12 protein-coding genes are annotated in these 13,331 nt (G+C 68.4%); 4 read left to right on the forward strand and 8 right to left on the reverse strand.

Annotated elements, in window-relative coordinates; genetic code table 11:
* Positions 1–211: 211 nt before the first annotated feature.
* Positions 212–1,573: an MFS transporter gene (locus ACIA8G_RS27355; RefSeq protein ID WP_396421522.1), complete on the forward strand. Its 1,362-nt coding sequence runs from the start codon at positions 212–214 to the stop codon at positions 1,571–1,573.
* Between the two features lie 53 nt (positions 1,574–1,626).
* Here ACIA8G_RS27355 and ACIA8G_RS27360 read toward each other — a convergent pair whose 3' ends face one another.
* From ACIA8G_RS27360 to ACIA8G_RS27395, 8 genes are all read right to left on the reverse strand, one after another.
* Positions 1,627–2,757, reverse strand: coding sequence for a DUF222 domain-containing protein (locus ACIA8G_RS27360; protein WP_396421523.1), 1,131 nt, complete (start codon positions 2,755–2,757; stop codon positions 1,627–1,629).
* 320 nt (positions 2,758–3,077) lie between these two features.
* A complete protein-coding gene (locus tag ACIA8G_RS27365) occupies positions 3,078–3,260 on the reverse strand; it encodes a 4-oxalocrotonate tautomerase family protein (RefSeq protein WP_396421524.1) in 183 nt (60 codons plus the stop codon).
* Between the two features lie 23 nt (positions 3,261–3,283).
* Positions 3,284–4,504 (reverse strand): DegT/DnrJ/EryC1/StrS family aminotransferase, encoded by a 1,221-nt coding sequence (locus ACIA8G_RS27370; protein ID WP_396421525.1) that lies wholly within the window; start codon positions 4,502–4,504, stop codon positions 3,284–3,286.
* The gene (locus ACIA8G_RS27375; RefSeq protein ID WP_396421526.1) at positions 4,494–6,065 is read right to left on the reverse strand and encodes a (2,3-dihydroxybenzoyl)adenylate synthase; all 1,572 of its coding nucleotides are present in this window, start codon (positions 6,063–6,065) and stop codon (positions 4,494–4,496) included. The genes ACIA8G_RS27370 and ACIA8G_RS27375 overlap by 11 nt, the downstream gene beginning before the upstream one ends.
* Before the next feature lie 35 nt (positions 6,066–6,100).
* Positions 6,101–6,985 carry a BTAD domain-containing putative transcriptional regulator gene (locus ACIA8G_RS27380; protein ID WP_396421527.1) on the reverse strand — a complete coding sequence of 295 codons (885 nt, stop codon included), beginning with the start codon at positions 6,983–6,985 and terminating at the stop codon, positions 6,101–6,103.
* A 23-nt stretch (positions 6,986–7,008) separates the two neighbouring features.
* Entirely contained in the window at positions 7,009–8,154 is a 1,146-nt protein-coding gene (solA, locus tag ACIA8G_RS27385) for an N-methyl-L-tryptophan oxidase (RefSeq protein ID WP_396421528.1), read from the reverse strand.
* The gene (locus ACIA8G_RS27390; RefSeq protein ID WP_396421529.1) at positions 8,151–9,233 is read right to left on the reverse strand and encodes an LLM class flavin-dependent oxidoreductase; all 1,083 of its coding nucleotides are present in this window, start codon (positions 9,231–9,233) and stop codon (positions 8,151–8,153) included. Before ACIA8G_RS27390 ends, solA begins: the two co-directional genes overlap by 4 nt.
* Positions 9,234–9,298: 65 nt before the next feature.
* The gene (locus ACIA8G_RS27395) at positions 9,299–9,532 is read right to left on the reverse strand and encodes a phosphopantetheine-binding protein (RefSeq protein ID WP_396421530.1); all 234 of its coding nucleotides are present in this window, start codon (positions 9,530–9,532) and stop codon (positions 9,299–9,301) included.
* Positions 9,533–9,653: 121 nt separating this feature from the next.
* Between ACIA8G_RS27395 and ACIA8G_RS27400 the strand changes: the two genes are divergently transcribed.
* The 3 genes from ACIA8G_RS27400 (at position 9,654) to ACIA8G_RS27410 (ending at position 13,287) form a co-directional block, all read left to right on the forward strand.
* Complete coding sequence (locus ACIA8G_RS27400; protein ID WP_396421765.1) at positions 9,654–10,340, forward strand: hypothetical protein; 687 nt, start codon at positions 9,654–9,656, stop codon at positions 10,338–10,340.
* Between the two features lie 235 nt (positions 10,341–10,575).
* Positions 10,576–12,075 carry a DHA2 family efflux MFS transporter permease subunit gene (locus ACIA8G_RS27405; RefSeq protein WP_396421531.1) on the forward strand — a complete coding sequence of 500 codons (1,500 nt, stop codon included), beginning with the start codon at positions 10,576–10,578 and terminating at the stop codon, positions 12,073–12,075.
* Positions 12,076–12,087: 12 nt separating this feature from the next.
* Complete coding sequence (locus ACIA8G_RS27410) at positions 12,088–13,287, forward strand: cytochrome P450 (RefSeq protein WP_396421532.1); 1,200 nt, start codon at positions 12,088–12,090, stop codon at positions 13,285–13,287.
* Positions 13,288–13,331: the final 44 nt, after the last annotated feature.

Genomic DNA, 13,331 nt, shown 5'->3' on the forward strand with positions numbered 1-13,331 from the left:
GCCCGGTTAACTAGTGCCGTGACCGCCAGCATTCACCGCGTCTTCCGGCGCTCAGCAGGGCGCCTCGCGGCACCGGCCCCGCGCCCCCGTACAACCAGTACGAGGACGCGGGGCCGGCACCACGATGCACCCGTCTGACCACCGAAATACGGGGCAAATGCTGACGGTCACGGCACTAGGGCTCAAATGAAGATCGAGGAAGGTTTGTTCCATGACTGAGGCAACGACGACGAACTCGGCGGTGCTGGCGCATCGCTGGAAGATCCTCGGCGTGGTCTGCCTGGTGCAGTTCATGCTCATGGTCGACGACACGGTGGTCAACGTCGCGTTGCCGAGCATCCAGAGCCAGCTCGGCTTCACACCCGCGGCGCTGCCGTGGGTCGTCAACGCCTACATCCTCGCGTTCGGCGGCCTGCTGGTGGCGGCGGGCCGGATCGGTGACCGGATCGGTCTGGTCCGCACGTTCGTTGCGGGCACGGCGTTGTTCGCGGTGGCGTCGCTGGCCTGTGGTGTCGCCCAGGAACCGTGGCAGCTCGTCGCCGCGCGGTTCGTGCAGGGCATCGGTTCCGCGCTGACGTCGCCGACCGTGCTCGGCCTGATCACCGTGGTGTTCCGCGACCCGGCCGAGCGCGGCCGCGCGTTCGGGATCTGGGGCGGCGTCGCGGTGACCGGCGGGTTGTCGGGCGTCGTGCTGGGCGGCCTGATCACCGGCCTGCTGGAGTGGCGCTGGGTGTTCTTCATCAACCTGCCGGTGGCCGCGGTCGCGCTGGTGCTGTTGCCGATGCTGACGCGCGGTGTGGCTGCTGGCGGGCGCGATGTCCGGGTGGGCCTGGCCGGAGCGGTGCTGCTGACCGGGGCGGTCGCCGCGACCGTGTACGGCCTGCTGGGCTTCGCCGAAGCGCACTCGTTGGTGCGGTCCGTGGGCTTCCTCGCGCTGGCCGCTGTGTTGTTCGCGCTGTTCGCCTTGTCGGAGAAGCGCGGGGCGAACCCGTTGGTGCCGGCCGGGTTGCTGTCCTCGCGCGTTCGCGTTGCCGCGTTGGTGGCTGGTGTGCTCGCGACGGGTGCGTTGTTCGGTGTGTTCTTCACGTTGACCTTGCAGCTGCAACGGACGCTGGGTTTCGGGCCGGTGCTTGCGGGTCTTGCTTACGTGCCGTTCGCGTTGGGGTCGTTCGCCAGCATCAAGACCGGTGCACGGCTGGCGCAACGCATGGCGCCGCAACGACTTCTGCTGCTTGCGACGCTCGTGGTGGCGCTGGGTGGGCTGTTGCTCGCCGGTGGTGTGCTGGTTGGTGACTACCGGGCGCTGCTGCCCGGGCTGGTCGTCTTCGGGTTCGGGATCAGCACCGTGCTGCCGGTTACCGCGCAGCTGGCGGTGGCCGGGGTAGCGCCCGAGAACGCCGGTGTTGCCGGTGGGCTCGTCACCAGCGCCCAGCAGCTTGGTGGTGCCGTCGGGCTTGCGGTTGGCGGAGTGCTGCTCGGTACCGCGGGTGATCGGCACGCGACCGCGCTGGTGGGTGCGGTGGTGCTGGCCGGGGTCGCTGCGGTGGCCGCGCTGCGGACTCGCGAGGACTGAGTCGCGGGAGCCCTTGGTTGGTCACGATCGACCAAGGGCTTCGTCCGTGATCATCAGAAGGGCGGTAGGTCGCCGAGGACTGGTTCGGGGTCGCGTCGGTAGGTCTTGCCTGCTGGGCTGCGGAAGCAGAACGTGCCGGGTGTCGGCTGGGTGACTTCCCAGGCTGTGCGGTGTTTGACGCGGTGGTGGCGTTTGCAGAAGGGGCCCATGTTGGCTTCGGAGGTGTGGCCGAGTGGGAACGGTTCGGTGTGGTCCAGTTCGGACTTCTGGGCCGGGCGCATGCAGCCTGGGTGGCGGCAGGTGCGGTCGCGGGCCCAGATGAACCTGCGCAGCGCCTTCGGCGGCCGGTAGGTGCTGGTGCCGAACTCCAACGCCGCACCGGTCACCGGCTCGGTCAGCAACCGCCGCCACGTCGAATCCCCAGCCAACTCACGCGCCAGGTCAGCGGTGATCGGGCCATAGCCAGCCAACTCGCCCGGCTGCTCGGACAAGCCCATCACCGTCGCCGCCGAAATAGCGACATACAGCTCGACCTTCACCGCACTGGCCCCGTCCGGCGTCGCCAGCAACAGATCCGCGAACACATCCGCACGGATCTGGTCCAGCGTCCGAGGATCAGACGGCGTCTTCACCTGACGAGCGATCGCATCAACACGGGCATAGCAGGCCGTGGCCAGATGCGCGGGCAGGAAGGCCCACACTCGCGCCACATCGTCTTCCAGCGCGTCGATTCCCATGCAGCGCTGGGCTTTGCGCTGCTCGGCCCGCTCCCGCTGACCTTCGGGATCGACCCGCATCACCACGCGGTTGGTGAGCTGCCGCATCTGCGCACTGGTCAGGTCTGGCGCCTTGGCCAGCACCCGTTCCTCGACCTGCGCCGCCAACTCTGCGGTCAGCGGCATGGTCTTGTCGTAGAGCACGCGGGCCTTGTAGAAGTCGATCTCACCCTTCTCCAGGGCATCCAACGTGGCAGGCAACTTCGAAGCCAGGTCCAGGGCCATCGCCACCTGGTCACTGGTCCAGCGTGACGTCCACCGCATCGCAGCGGCGATCTCAGCATCGAAAAACTCTTCGCCCTCACATGCGATGGCGTAATCAGCGAGGGTGCGCATGAGCTGCGCTTGATGATAGGCAATCTGTTTGTCGTGATACGCGAGAGCGTCCAGAAACTCGACGACTTCCATGCCGCAATTCTATTAGCCCGCCCAAGATCACTAGACCAGAAGGTGTCACCCACACGAGCGAACTAGCAGGTCAGACCCCATAGGCACCGTGCGCGCTCTTCTCTCTAGACACACGCAACCACTAGCAACCACCTACACAACCGGCAGCAAAACAAAGAAACAACACCACGCCCCGCAACCACCAACGCAACGCAACCACAGAAATTCGTTCCGGCACACGCCCGACGAAGGAGGGCATATGCCGGGTCGCCGCAGGCGTGCCCTAAACGACAGAACGCGGCGACCCCCAAAGAGATCGCCGCGCCCCCAAAAAAAGCCAGTCAGCCGCGATCGCCGCCAACCCCCCACCGATGACTGGGAATCCCAGTGAGCGACACCCAAGTGTGCTCACGAATCGACTCCCCGAACACGTCGACCACCGCATCGGTGATCCGAGTGATCAACTCCTTCTCGGTCTCATCGGTAAGCCTGCTCTCGAACAACTTCACATCGATGTACGGCACGGCATTCTCCTAAAAAGAGAGGGCTAACTGGCACGCTGACGCGTGGCGAGCACATCCCGCAGACTCGCCGAAACCGCGTCGACCAGGTGGTCGACCTGGGCGTCGGACAGGCCAGGGTGGCACGGCAGGTTCATGTGCGAGTCGAACCAGAGTCGTTCCGCCACCGGACACTCCCCCAGGCCATGCCCCCGCCACCGCCACTCCGGCGTGAGGTGCTGCGGGAAGTACCGCAGCTGAACCTCGACACCCCGCGAATGCAACGCACGAACCAGATCATCGCGGCCGTGATCGACGAAGAACGTGTACAGGTGGTACGAGTGCTCGATCCCGGACGGCACCCGCTGGATCCGCGTGCCGGGGAACCGCGCGATGGCGTCGTCGAGCCTGCCCGCGATCCACCGGCGCCGCTCCACCAACGAGTCCAGCTTGTCCATCTGCACCAGCCCGACCCCGGCGGCGGCCTCGGCCATCGTCGCGTTGGTGCCGGGTTTGCGGACGCCGACGCACGTCCAGCGGTACACGTCCGCGGAGAACTTCATCCACGGCAACAGGAACGGTTCTTCCGTCGCGTCCGGAACGTAGAGGCCGTCCGCCTCGTTGTTGCGGCGGCGGTCGATGCGCTCGGCCCAGTCGTCGCGGTCGAGCGTGATCATGCCGCCCTCGCCGAGGGTGGTGATGTTCTTGGTGGAGTGGAAGCTGAAGCAGCCGATGTCGCCTAACGCGCCGGGGCGCCTGCCGAAGTAGCCGGTGCCCAGGGCGTGCGCGGCGTCCTCCAGCACCTTGATGCCGCGTGGCCGGGCGATCGCCATGATCCGGTCCATGTCGGCCGGGTAGCCGCCGTAGTGCACCAGCAGGATCGCCTTGGTGCGGTCGGTGACCAGGGACCGGAGCAGGGTCGGGTCGATGTTGAGCGTGACCGGGTCGATGTCGCAGAACCGCACACGCACGTCGCGGTCGAGCAACGGCTGCAGCGTCGCCTGGAACGTCTGCGGCGTCGCGATCACCTCGTCGCCGGGCTCGAGGTCGAGCATCTCGATCGCGAGCTCCAAAGCCACCGTACCGCTGGTGACCGACAACGCGTAGCGCGAGCCGACGTGCTTGGCGAACCGCGCCTCGAACTGGTCCCGCAAGCCGCCTGCGGACAGCACGTCGCCGGAGTCGACGAGATCGCCGACCATGGCCAGCTCGTCCGCTCCGACGATGCTTCCCCTGCGGGCGAAGGGAACGATGAAGTCACCCTCCACTGTGGCCTCCCGTGATCGTGGCGGCCAACGACTTCTTGTCCACCTTGCCGAGTCCGGTCAGCGGGAAGGCCTCGACGACGAGAACCCGGTCGGGCAGCTTGTAGTCGGCGAGTCCCCGTTCCCTCAACAGTCTGCGCAACTGGGGCAGGCGAGGTGCCGCTCCGTCGGCGATGATCACCGCGCAGGTCTTCTCGCCCAGCACCAGGTCCGGCACGGCGACGACGGCCGCCTGGGCGACGTTCGGGTGCGCGGTCAGGTGGGCTTCGACCTCGGTCGCGGAGATCTTGTCGCCGCCGCGGTTGATGACGTCCTTGACCCTGCCCTCGACCACCATGTGGCCGGACGGAGTCATCCGCACCAGGTCGCCGCTGCGGTAGAAGCCGTCGGACGTGAACGCCGTCTGGTTGTGTGAAGGCGCGTTGTAGTAGCCGCGCAACGTGTACGGGCCGCGGGTGAGCAGCTCACCACAAGCACCGGCCGGCACCTCGTTGCCGGCCTCGTCGACGACGCGGATCTCGTCGGCGGGACTGACCGGACGGCCTTGGGTGGTGAGCACGACGTCCGCGGGATCGTCGGAGCGGGTGAACGTGAGCAGGCCCTCCGCCATCCCGAACACCTGCTGCAACCGGCAGCCGAACGCTGGCTCCACGCGGGCCGCGACTTCGGGGTGCAGCTTCGCGCTGCCGATCTGGATGATCTCCAGGCTGCTCAGGTCGCGGTTGTTCGACGGCACCGCCTCCAGCCAGAGGTGGGTGATCGTCGGCACGACCGACGTGATCGTCACCCGCTCGCGTTCGATGAGCGAAAAGCACTCCTCGGGTTCGGGTGTCAGTGCGAGCACCGCCGTGCCGCCCGCCTGGAACACCCCGATGATGCCGGGGCAGCCCCACGGGAAGTTGAACTCGATCGGCAGCACTGTGAGGTACACGCTGCCGGGGCCGAGCTCGTTGATCTCCGCGGTGATCCGGGTCTGGTAGGCGTAGTCGTCGTGCGTGCGGGGGATCAGCTTCGGCAGTGCCGTCGTGCCGCCGGAGAGCAGGAAGAACGCGACATCGCGCGGGTCGGGCTCCGGCAGGTCGATGGGATCGGCCTGGGGCAACGAGTCCGCGACGAACACGTGCTCGATCGCCGGCACCGCACCGGTGATCTCCTCGGCCAGCGCGACGTAGTCGTAGTCGAGGTGCTCGCGCGCCACGACGTAGCCGATCGCGCCGGACAGCTCGCACAGGTGCCTGATCTCGTTGGCGCGGTAGGCGGGCAGCGCGAACACCGGCAGTGCGCCGAGCCGGAACATCGCGAAGCACAGCGCGACGAACTCGGCCACGTTGGGCAGCTGCACGACGATCCGGTCGCCGGAGCGGATTCCCTCGGCGTGCAGGCCGGCGGCGAGCCGGTCGGCCCACGTGTCGAGCCCGCGGTAGCTGATCCGCCGGTCACCGCACACCAGCGCGGTCTTCTCGCCGTGGTCGGCGGCCCAGCCGCGCAGCAGCGCGCCGAGCGTCTCGCCGCGCCAGTAGCCGGCGTCGGTGAACCTGGCCGCGGTCTCCTCAGGCCACGGCACACATCCTTGGAGCATGGTCGTCCTTCCTCTCGGGTCTACGCACTCAGTCCCACGGCGGCCGACATCTGGCTGACCATCCGGATCAACGCTTCCTGTTGCTGGACCAGGGAGTTCATCCGGTTGCGCAGCTGGTCGATCTCGTGGGTGAGCTGGTCGCGGCCGCCGGGCAGCAGTGAGGGGGAGTGGGCGAGCACCGCCTGCATCCGCCCGCGCAGCGCGGGACCGGGCTCGACGCCGAGCTCCCGCAACAGGTTCCGGCGGGCGCGGTCGTAGGCACCGATCGCCTCGGACTGCCGCCCGCACCGGTACAGCGCGACCATCAGCTGGTCGTAGAACCGTTCGCGCAACGGGTGCGCCGCGGTCATCTCCTCCAGCTCGCCGACGATCTCGCCGTGCCGGCCGGTCCGCAGGTGCGCGTCGAAGAGTCCCTCGACGCTCGTCAGGCGCTGCTCCTCCAGCAGCGCCGCCTCACCTGCCAGCAGCGAGCCGGTCACGCAGCCCTCGAACGCCGCACCGCGCCACAGGCCGAGCGCGCGGCGGAACAGTTCGACGGCCTGTTCGGGGTCGTCCGCGGTGAGCTCGCGGGCCTGCGCCGACAGCCGCTGGAACTCGTCCACGTCCGTCTCATGTGGACCGAGCCGGAGCTGGTAGCCCGGCGCGTCGGTCACGATGTCGGCCGCACCACCCGCGGTGCCGAGCAACCGGCGCAGCCGGGCGACGTGCGCCTGCAACGCGTTGGTCGCGTTGCCCGGCGGGACGTCGCCCCACAGCTCCTCGATCAGCCGGTCCATCGAGAGCGTCTGCCCCTGCCGGACGACCAGGGTAGCGAGCAACGCCCGCTGCTTGATCCCGTTCGGGGTCATCCTCCTGCCACGCGTCTCGTCGTAGACGTCGACCGGGCCCAGGATTCGAAGTCGCACAGTCTCCCCCATCTGGCTGTCCGCTAGCGGAACCGGTCTGGGTCCGTGAAGGTCAACGGGCAGTGGGTCTCCCTGCCCTGCACGATGTCCGCGAGTGCCTCACCGATGCCGCTCGCGTGTTTGAAGCCGTGCCCGCCGCAGCCGACGCCGAGCACCAGCCGCCGGTCGCCACCCGGCCGGCCGAGCAGGAACTGCTTGTCCGGCGTGCGGGTCACCATGCAGGTGGCCACCGACGTCGGCAGGTCCGTCAGGCCGGGCACCGCGTCCTCGAGCAGGCCGGTGAGCTTGCGCCAGTCGCCGGGCGTCACCGCGTGGTCGGCGTGGTCCGGGTCGATGGACCGGAAGTCGCGGCCGCCGTCCTCCAGCCCGAGCTTCACGTCGAAGGTCTCGCCGTCCGACCAGCCGTGCCCCCAGATGGCACCGGTCTGGCCGAGCTCGCGGATGAACACCGGGAAGTTCTTGAGCGCGAACGGTTCCGCGTCGCCGGTCGGGCGGAACCAGGTCATCGGCATGCGCACCGGGTCGAGCGGCAGACCGGGAACGAGCTTCGTCGCCCACGGTCCCGTGGTCACCACCACCTGGCGCACGCGGAAGTCGCGTGCGGGCGTGCGGACGACCACGCCGTCGGCGACGAGGTCGATCTCGGTGACCTTGGTGCCGGTGAGCACCCGCGCACCGAGCCGCTCCGCCACCTCGACGGCCGCACGCACGGTGTCCTCGGCGCGCAGCAGGCCCGCGGTGGGCTCCCACACGCCGACGTGGTCCGCGGGCAGGTTCGCGTGCGCCGGGAAGCGTTGTGCCAGCGCGGTGTTGTCCAGCACCTCCACCGGGATGTCGTGCGCGCGAGCGGCTTTGAGCGTGCCGGTCACGATGTGCCCGTCGGCGGGACCCATCAGCAGACCGCCGGTCGGGTCGAACAACGGGCGCCCTGCAGCGTTCTCCAGCTCGTGCCACAGCGTCAGCGACCGCTGGGCGAGCGGCACCAGGCCGGTGTGCTCCAGGCACGCGGTGCGGAACATCCTGGTGGTGCCGTGCGAGGAACCGTGCGCGTGGCCGGGCTGGAACTGCTCGATGCCGAGCACGGACATCCCGCGCGCGGCCAGCTGCCAGGCAGCGGCGGAACCCCACGCGCCGAGGCCGATGACGGCGACGTCCGCGTCGAGGTTCATCGCGCGCCTTCCAGCACGCGGGAGCCGGTGAACGCGGGCATGACGTGGTCACCGAACAGGCGCATCGCCTTGCGCGACTGGGCGATCGGCATCGCACCAGGGTTGAACTGCATGCTCACGCACAGGTCGTCGCCGAACCACTCGGCGATCGTGGCGATCTGCTCGGTCACGTCGTCCGGCGTGCCCGCCAGCACCTTGTTGTCCCGCAACGAGGCGGCGAAGTCGTACTGGCCGACCTTGTCCACGAAGTTCTCGTAGCCGGGGTACTGGTCGCTGCGGGTGCTCGCCCACGAGGCGATCGCGCTCGCCATCTTCTCGATGTAGTTGCGCTCGTAGGTCTCGCCCGCCTCGAGTGCCTCGGCGCGGTTCTCCGAGACGTAGGCGGTGTACTTGATCTGGATGCGCGGCGAACCCGCGTGACCGGCCTCCTCCCAGGCGGCGCGGTAGCGGGAGATGTTCTCCTGCAACGTCTCCCGTGACGTCACCGACGGCACGACCTGCAGGTGGTAGCCGGCTGAACCGGACGCGGCGCACGACTCCGGGCTCGTCGCGGACGCCACGAAGATCGGCGGATGCGGTACCTGGTAGGGGCGCGGCAGCATGCTGACCGGGCCGAACTTGTGGAACTCACCGTCCCACACGACGTTCTCCTCCGTCCACAAACGACGGACGGCCTCGACGGTCTCGGCGAACCGGGCGCGGCTCTCCTCCATGGGGATCTCGAACGCGGCGAACTCGTCGGGCAGGAAGCCCCGGCCGAAGCCGACGTCGAGCCGGCCGTGCGACAGGTGGTCCAGCATCGCGAGCTTGCCCGCGAGCTTGACCGGGTGGGTGAACGCGGCGATGACGGCGCCGGTCGCGACGCGAATCCGGCTGGTGCGCGCGGCCGCTGCGGCGAGGAACGTGACCGGATCCGGACTGTAGCCGCCGTAGGCCGAGAAATAGTGCTCGACCGTCTGCACGTGCTCGAATCCGAGTTCTTCGGCCAGTTCGACGAGGCCGAGGCTCTCGTCGTAGTAGTCGGTGGCTGTCTTGGCGTCGGGATCGACGACTGGAAAGAAGTTGATTCCGAATTTCATGCTGGCGAAAGTAGCCGACCTCAGGCGCGCGTCTCAGAGTTGTCGAGCACTGTTCGAGCACCCGCCTAGGCCGCTGCGAGCAGTGCCCACCACCCGTTCACGGTCACGTCCTTGACCAGCTTCTTCGCGTCGACGTCGACACCGGCGCGACGCCACCGGCCGGCCAGCCCCATGGTGGTGACGGAGTTCAGTCCCCATTCGATCAGATCGTCGTCGTCGGCGATCTCGGCGGCGTCGACCTCCAGTTTCTCCGCGATCAGTGCGCGGAGTTCTTCCTTTGTTTCCGGAATCTCGCTCACGGCAATGGAGACTAGCGGTCTTCACCTGTTGCGCCAGGTGCTCGTCATGGTTTTGTCAGCGCCGTGTCAGCCGGATCCCGCACCATTCTGCTCACCTACCAGCGGGGGAGTTTGATGCGTGATGCGGAGCCTCGAGCATGACGAGCTGATGGACCGGGCCATCGCGGGCGCGCAGAGCGCGTTGTTCGCGGCGGGCAGAGAACCCGCGCTGACCGCCGTGCCGGACGCGTCGACCCCGATGCGCACGGCCGCGATGGCCGCCGTAGCGAGCAGACTGCTTGCACGGCCCACCAGTTCGGTGCTCGGGATCTTCGGCACCGCCCCCGAGGTGCAGGTCCACCTGCACGCGTTGAGCAGGCTCTTCGCGTTCACCGATGTGTTGGTGGGACAGGAAGTTCCGCCGCTGGACGGAGTGACCGTCGCGCAACCGAAGGACATCGTGGCCGGGGCGGACATCATCACGGTGGTCGGGCCCGGACCCGAACTGCCGTACTGGTATCCGCGCGGGCACCTGCACGTCAACGCGATCAGCACGCTCGGCCGCAGACTGCCGAGAGCGTTGCTCGACCGCGCACTGGTGTCGCCCGACCACGTCGAGCGCGCCCGTGCGACGGGGGAGTGCGGACCGTTGCGGGAGACGCAGATCGGGCCGAGCATCGCGCGACTCTGTGCGTCCCCCGCCGTGGCCACCCAGCATCGGCGCCACCTCACCGTGTTCGATTCGACCGGATTCCTTTCCGCCGATCAGGTGACGTTCGATGCGACGGCGGCCGGTATTTGTGCGAGTGCGGAGAGTGTGGCATCATGAGTTCCATGATCTACTGAGGTCTCTTTCGGCGCCGCCTCGTTCGCAGGCGTCCCCTCTCAATGGCTTGCGCCTCGTCCTTTCTCGTTCTGGCGCGCCATTCCCACCCCCATGTTTCCGCTGCTCGCGGCACCTTTGGCGTGCCCGCGTGACGTTTGACGTGCCTGCTCGGCATGTCTGCGAGACGTCCTGCGGCCGGGGCTGAATCGCGTCGAAAAGCCCTATTTGGAGATTTGTCGTGCAAAAAACCGAACGACTTCCGCAGCGCTGGGCGATTCTCGCCGTGCTCTGCCTCGCATTGCTCGTCGTCGTGCTGGACAACACCGTCCTCAACGTGGCGGTGCCGTCGCTGAGTGCCGGTCTCGGCGCGTCGACCTCGGACATCCAGTGGATGATCAACGCGTACTCGCTCGTCATGGCCGGTCTGCTGCTGGCCGCCGGCAGCCTCTCCGACCGGTACGGGCGCAAGCGCGCGCTGCTGTTCGGACTGGCGCTCTTCGGACTCGGCTCGCTCTTCGCGACGTTCGCCGGGTCAGCGATCCAGCTGATCATCGCGCGGGCCGTCATGGGCGTCGGCGCGGCGTTCCTGACGCCGGGCACCCTCGCGGTGCTCGTGCGCGTGTTCGACAACGAGGAACGCGCGAAGGCGATCGGCATCTGGGCGGCGGTGTCGTCGCTCGGCATCGCGGCCGGACCGGTGGTCGGCGGCTTCCTGCTGGCGCACTTCTGGTGGGGCTCGGTGTTCGCGGTGAACGTGCCGATCGCGATCGTCGGCTTCATCGCGGTGGCGTTGCTGGTGCCCGAGTCGAAGGACCCGGTCGGCAAGTACCCGGACCTGCTCGGCGGTGTGCTGTCCGCGGCGTCCATGGCCGCGCTCATCTACGCGGTCATCTCGGGTTCCGAGCACGGCTGGACGGAACCGCGAGTGCTCGGCACCTTCGCGGCCGGCGTGGTGCTGCTCGTGGTGTTCATCTGGTGGCAGCGCAAGACGGACAACCCGATGCTCGAGCTTTCGATGTTCGCCAACCCGCGCTTCAACGGTGCGGCGGCGGGTGGTGTGCTCGCGGCGTTCGGCATGGGCGGCTCGCTGTTCCTGCTCACCCAGCACCTGCAGTTCGTGCTGCAGTTCTCCCCGCTGGAGGCCGGTTTCCGCATCGCGCCGCTCGCGATCAGCGTGCTGATCAGCAGCAGTCTGCTCAGCGCCAGGATCGGCAAGGTGCTCGGCCAGGGCCCGACGATGACGGTCGGCATGACCGTTGCTTCCGCGGGTCTTGCCCTGATCGCGCTGGTCGACCCGGCCAACGGCTACCTGCCGACGTTCGGCGGGCTGGTGCTCATCGGGCTCGGTGTCGGACTCGCGATGCCGGTGGCCGCGCACGCCATGATGAGCGCGATCCCGCTGGAGCGGGCGGGCACCGGGTCCGGGATCAACCAGACCCTGCAGGAGATCGGTGCCTCGTTCGGCGTCGCCGTTCTCGGTGCCGTGCTCACCTCCAGGTTCGTCAGCGGCCTGCCCGCCGACCTCGGCGCGGACGCGGGCAAGTCGTTGCCCGCCGCGCTGTCGGCGGCGGCCGAGCGCCCGGAGACCGCGGCGGCGGCGCGTGAGGCGTTCGCCGCGGGAATGTCGAGCAGCCAGCTCATCGGCGCGCTCGCCGTCCTGTGCGGTGGCCTGCTCGCCGGGTTCCTGCTCCGGCGCGCGGAGAAGGCCCAGCCCGCTGCCGTTCCCCAACACGCCTAGGAGGACTTCGAGATGCACCAGGTGACCGCGCGTCCGTCCACTCAGGATGGTGGAGCCGCGCTGCTCGGATGGTTGCGCGACATGCGGGACACGGCTCCGGTGTGGCGCGACGAGTACGGCGTGTACCACGTCTTCCGCTACGAGGACGTGCTCAGGGTGACGTCCGACCCTGCCACGTTCTCGTCGGACATCAGCCGGATCATGCCCGACCTCGACCCGCTGTCGCGCGACATCCTCTCGGTGATCGACCCGCCGCTGCACCGCAAGCTGCGCAGGCTCGTCAGCCAGGCGTTCACGCCGAGGATGGTCGCGCAGCTCGAGCCGAGGATCGTCGAGCTCGGCCGCGAGCTGCTGGAGAAGATCGACAGTGATCGGTTCGACCTCATCGAGGAGTTCGCCTACGCCCTGCCGGTGATCGTGATCGCCGAACTGCTCGGCGTGCCCGCGCAGGACCGCGACCTCTTCCGCGACTGGTCGGAGAAGATGCTGTCGAAGGAGTTCGACGACCCGGTCTCGATGCAGTTCGAGAACGACGACGCCGACTTCGACCGGCTGGTCCGCACGCCGATGCAGCAGATGCGCGCCTACCTCGGGGGCCACCTCGAGGACAGGCGCGCCACGCCGCGCGACGACCTGCTCGGCAAGCTGGTCGAGGCCGAGCTCGACGGCGAGCGGCTGACCGACAAGCAGGTGATCGACTTCGCGTGCCTGCTGCTCATGGCGGGCCACGTGTCGACCACGATGCTGCTCGGCAACACCGTGCTGTGCCTGGAGGACAACCCGGGGCTGCAGGACCGGCTGCGGGCGGACCGGTCGCTCATCCCGGCGACGATCGAGGAGGTCATGCGCTTCCGCGCGCCGATCACCATCGCGAGCCGCGTCACCACCGAGGAGGTGGAGATCGCGGGCGTGACGGTGCCGGCGAACACCATGGTCATGCCGTGGCTGTTGTCGGCCAACCACGACGAGCGCCGGTTCACCGAGCCGGAGAGGTTCGATCCGGACCGCAAGGACGGCCAGCAGCTGGCCTTCGGGCACGGCATCCACTTCTGCCTCGGTGCGCCTCTCGCGCGGCTCGAGGGTCGCATTGCGCTGGAGCTCATGCTCGATGCGTTCACCGACGTGCGCGTCACGCCGGGCGCGGAGGTGAGCTACCACCGCGAAGGCCTGTTCGGCGCCAAGACCCTTCCGGTAACCGTGCGGCGCGGGTAACCCACACCCCCTCTGCCCCGCAGGCACGGCCGAAACGCCCCTGA

Source organism: Lentzea sp. NPDC051213 (assembly GCF_044455585.1).
GTDB lineage: Bacteria > Actinomycetota > Actinomycetes > Mycobacteriales > Pseudonocardiaceae > Lentzea.

Excerpts from the sequence above, each read along its gene's own strand:
- ACIA8G_RS27355 (WP_396421522.1), top strand. The coding sequence starts at position 212 with ATGACTGAGGCAACGACGACGAACTCGGCGGTGCTGGCGCATCGCTGG.
- ACIA8G_RS27360 (WP_396421523.1), bottom strand. The coding sequence starts at position 2,757 with ATGGAAGTCGTCGAGTTTCTGGACGCTCTCGCGTATCACGACAAACAG.
- solA (WP_396421528.1), bottom strand. The coding sequence starts at position 8,154 with ATGAACCTCGACGCGGACGTCGCCGTCATCGGCCTCGGCGCGTGGGGT.
- ACIA8G_RS27390 (WP_396421529.1), bottom strand. The coding sequence starts at position 9,233 with ATGAAATTCGGAATCAACTTCTTTCCAGTCGTCGATCCCGACGCCAAG.
- ACIA8G_RS27400 (WP_396421765.1), top strand. The coding sequence starts at position 9,654 with ATGCGGAGCCTCGAGCATGACGAGCTGATGGACCGGGCCATCGCGGGC.
- ACIA8G_RS27410 (WP_396421532.1), top strand. The coding sequence starts at position 12,088 with ATGCACCAGGTGACCGCGCGTCCGTCCACTCAGGATGGTGGAGCCGCG.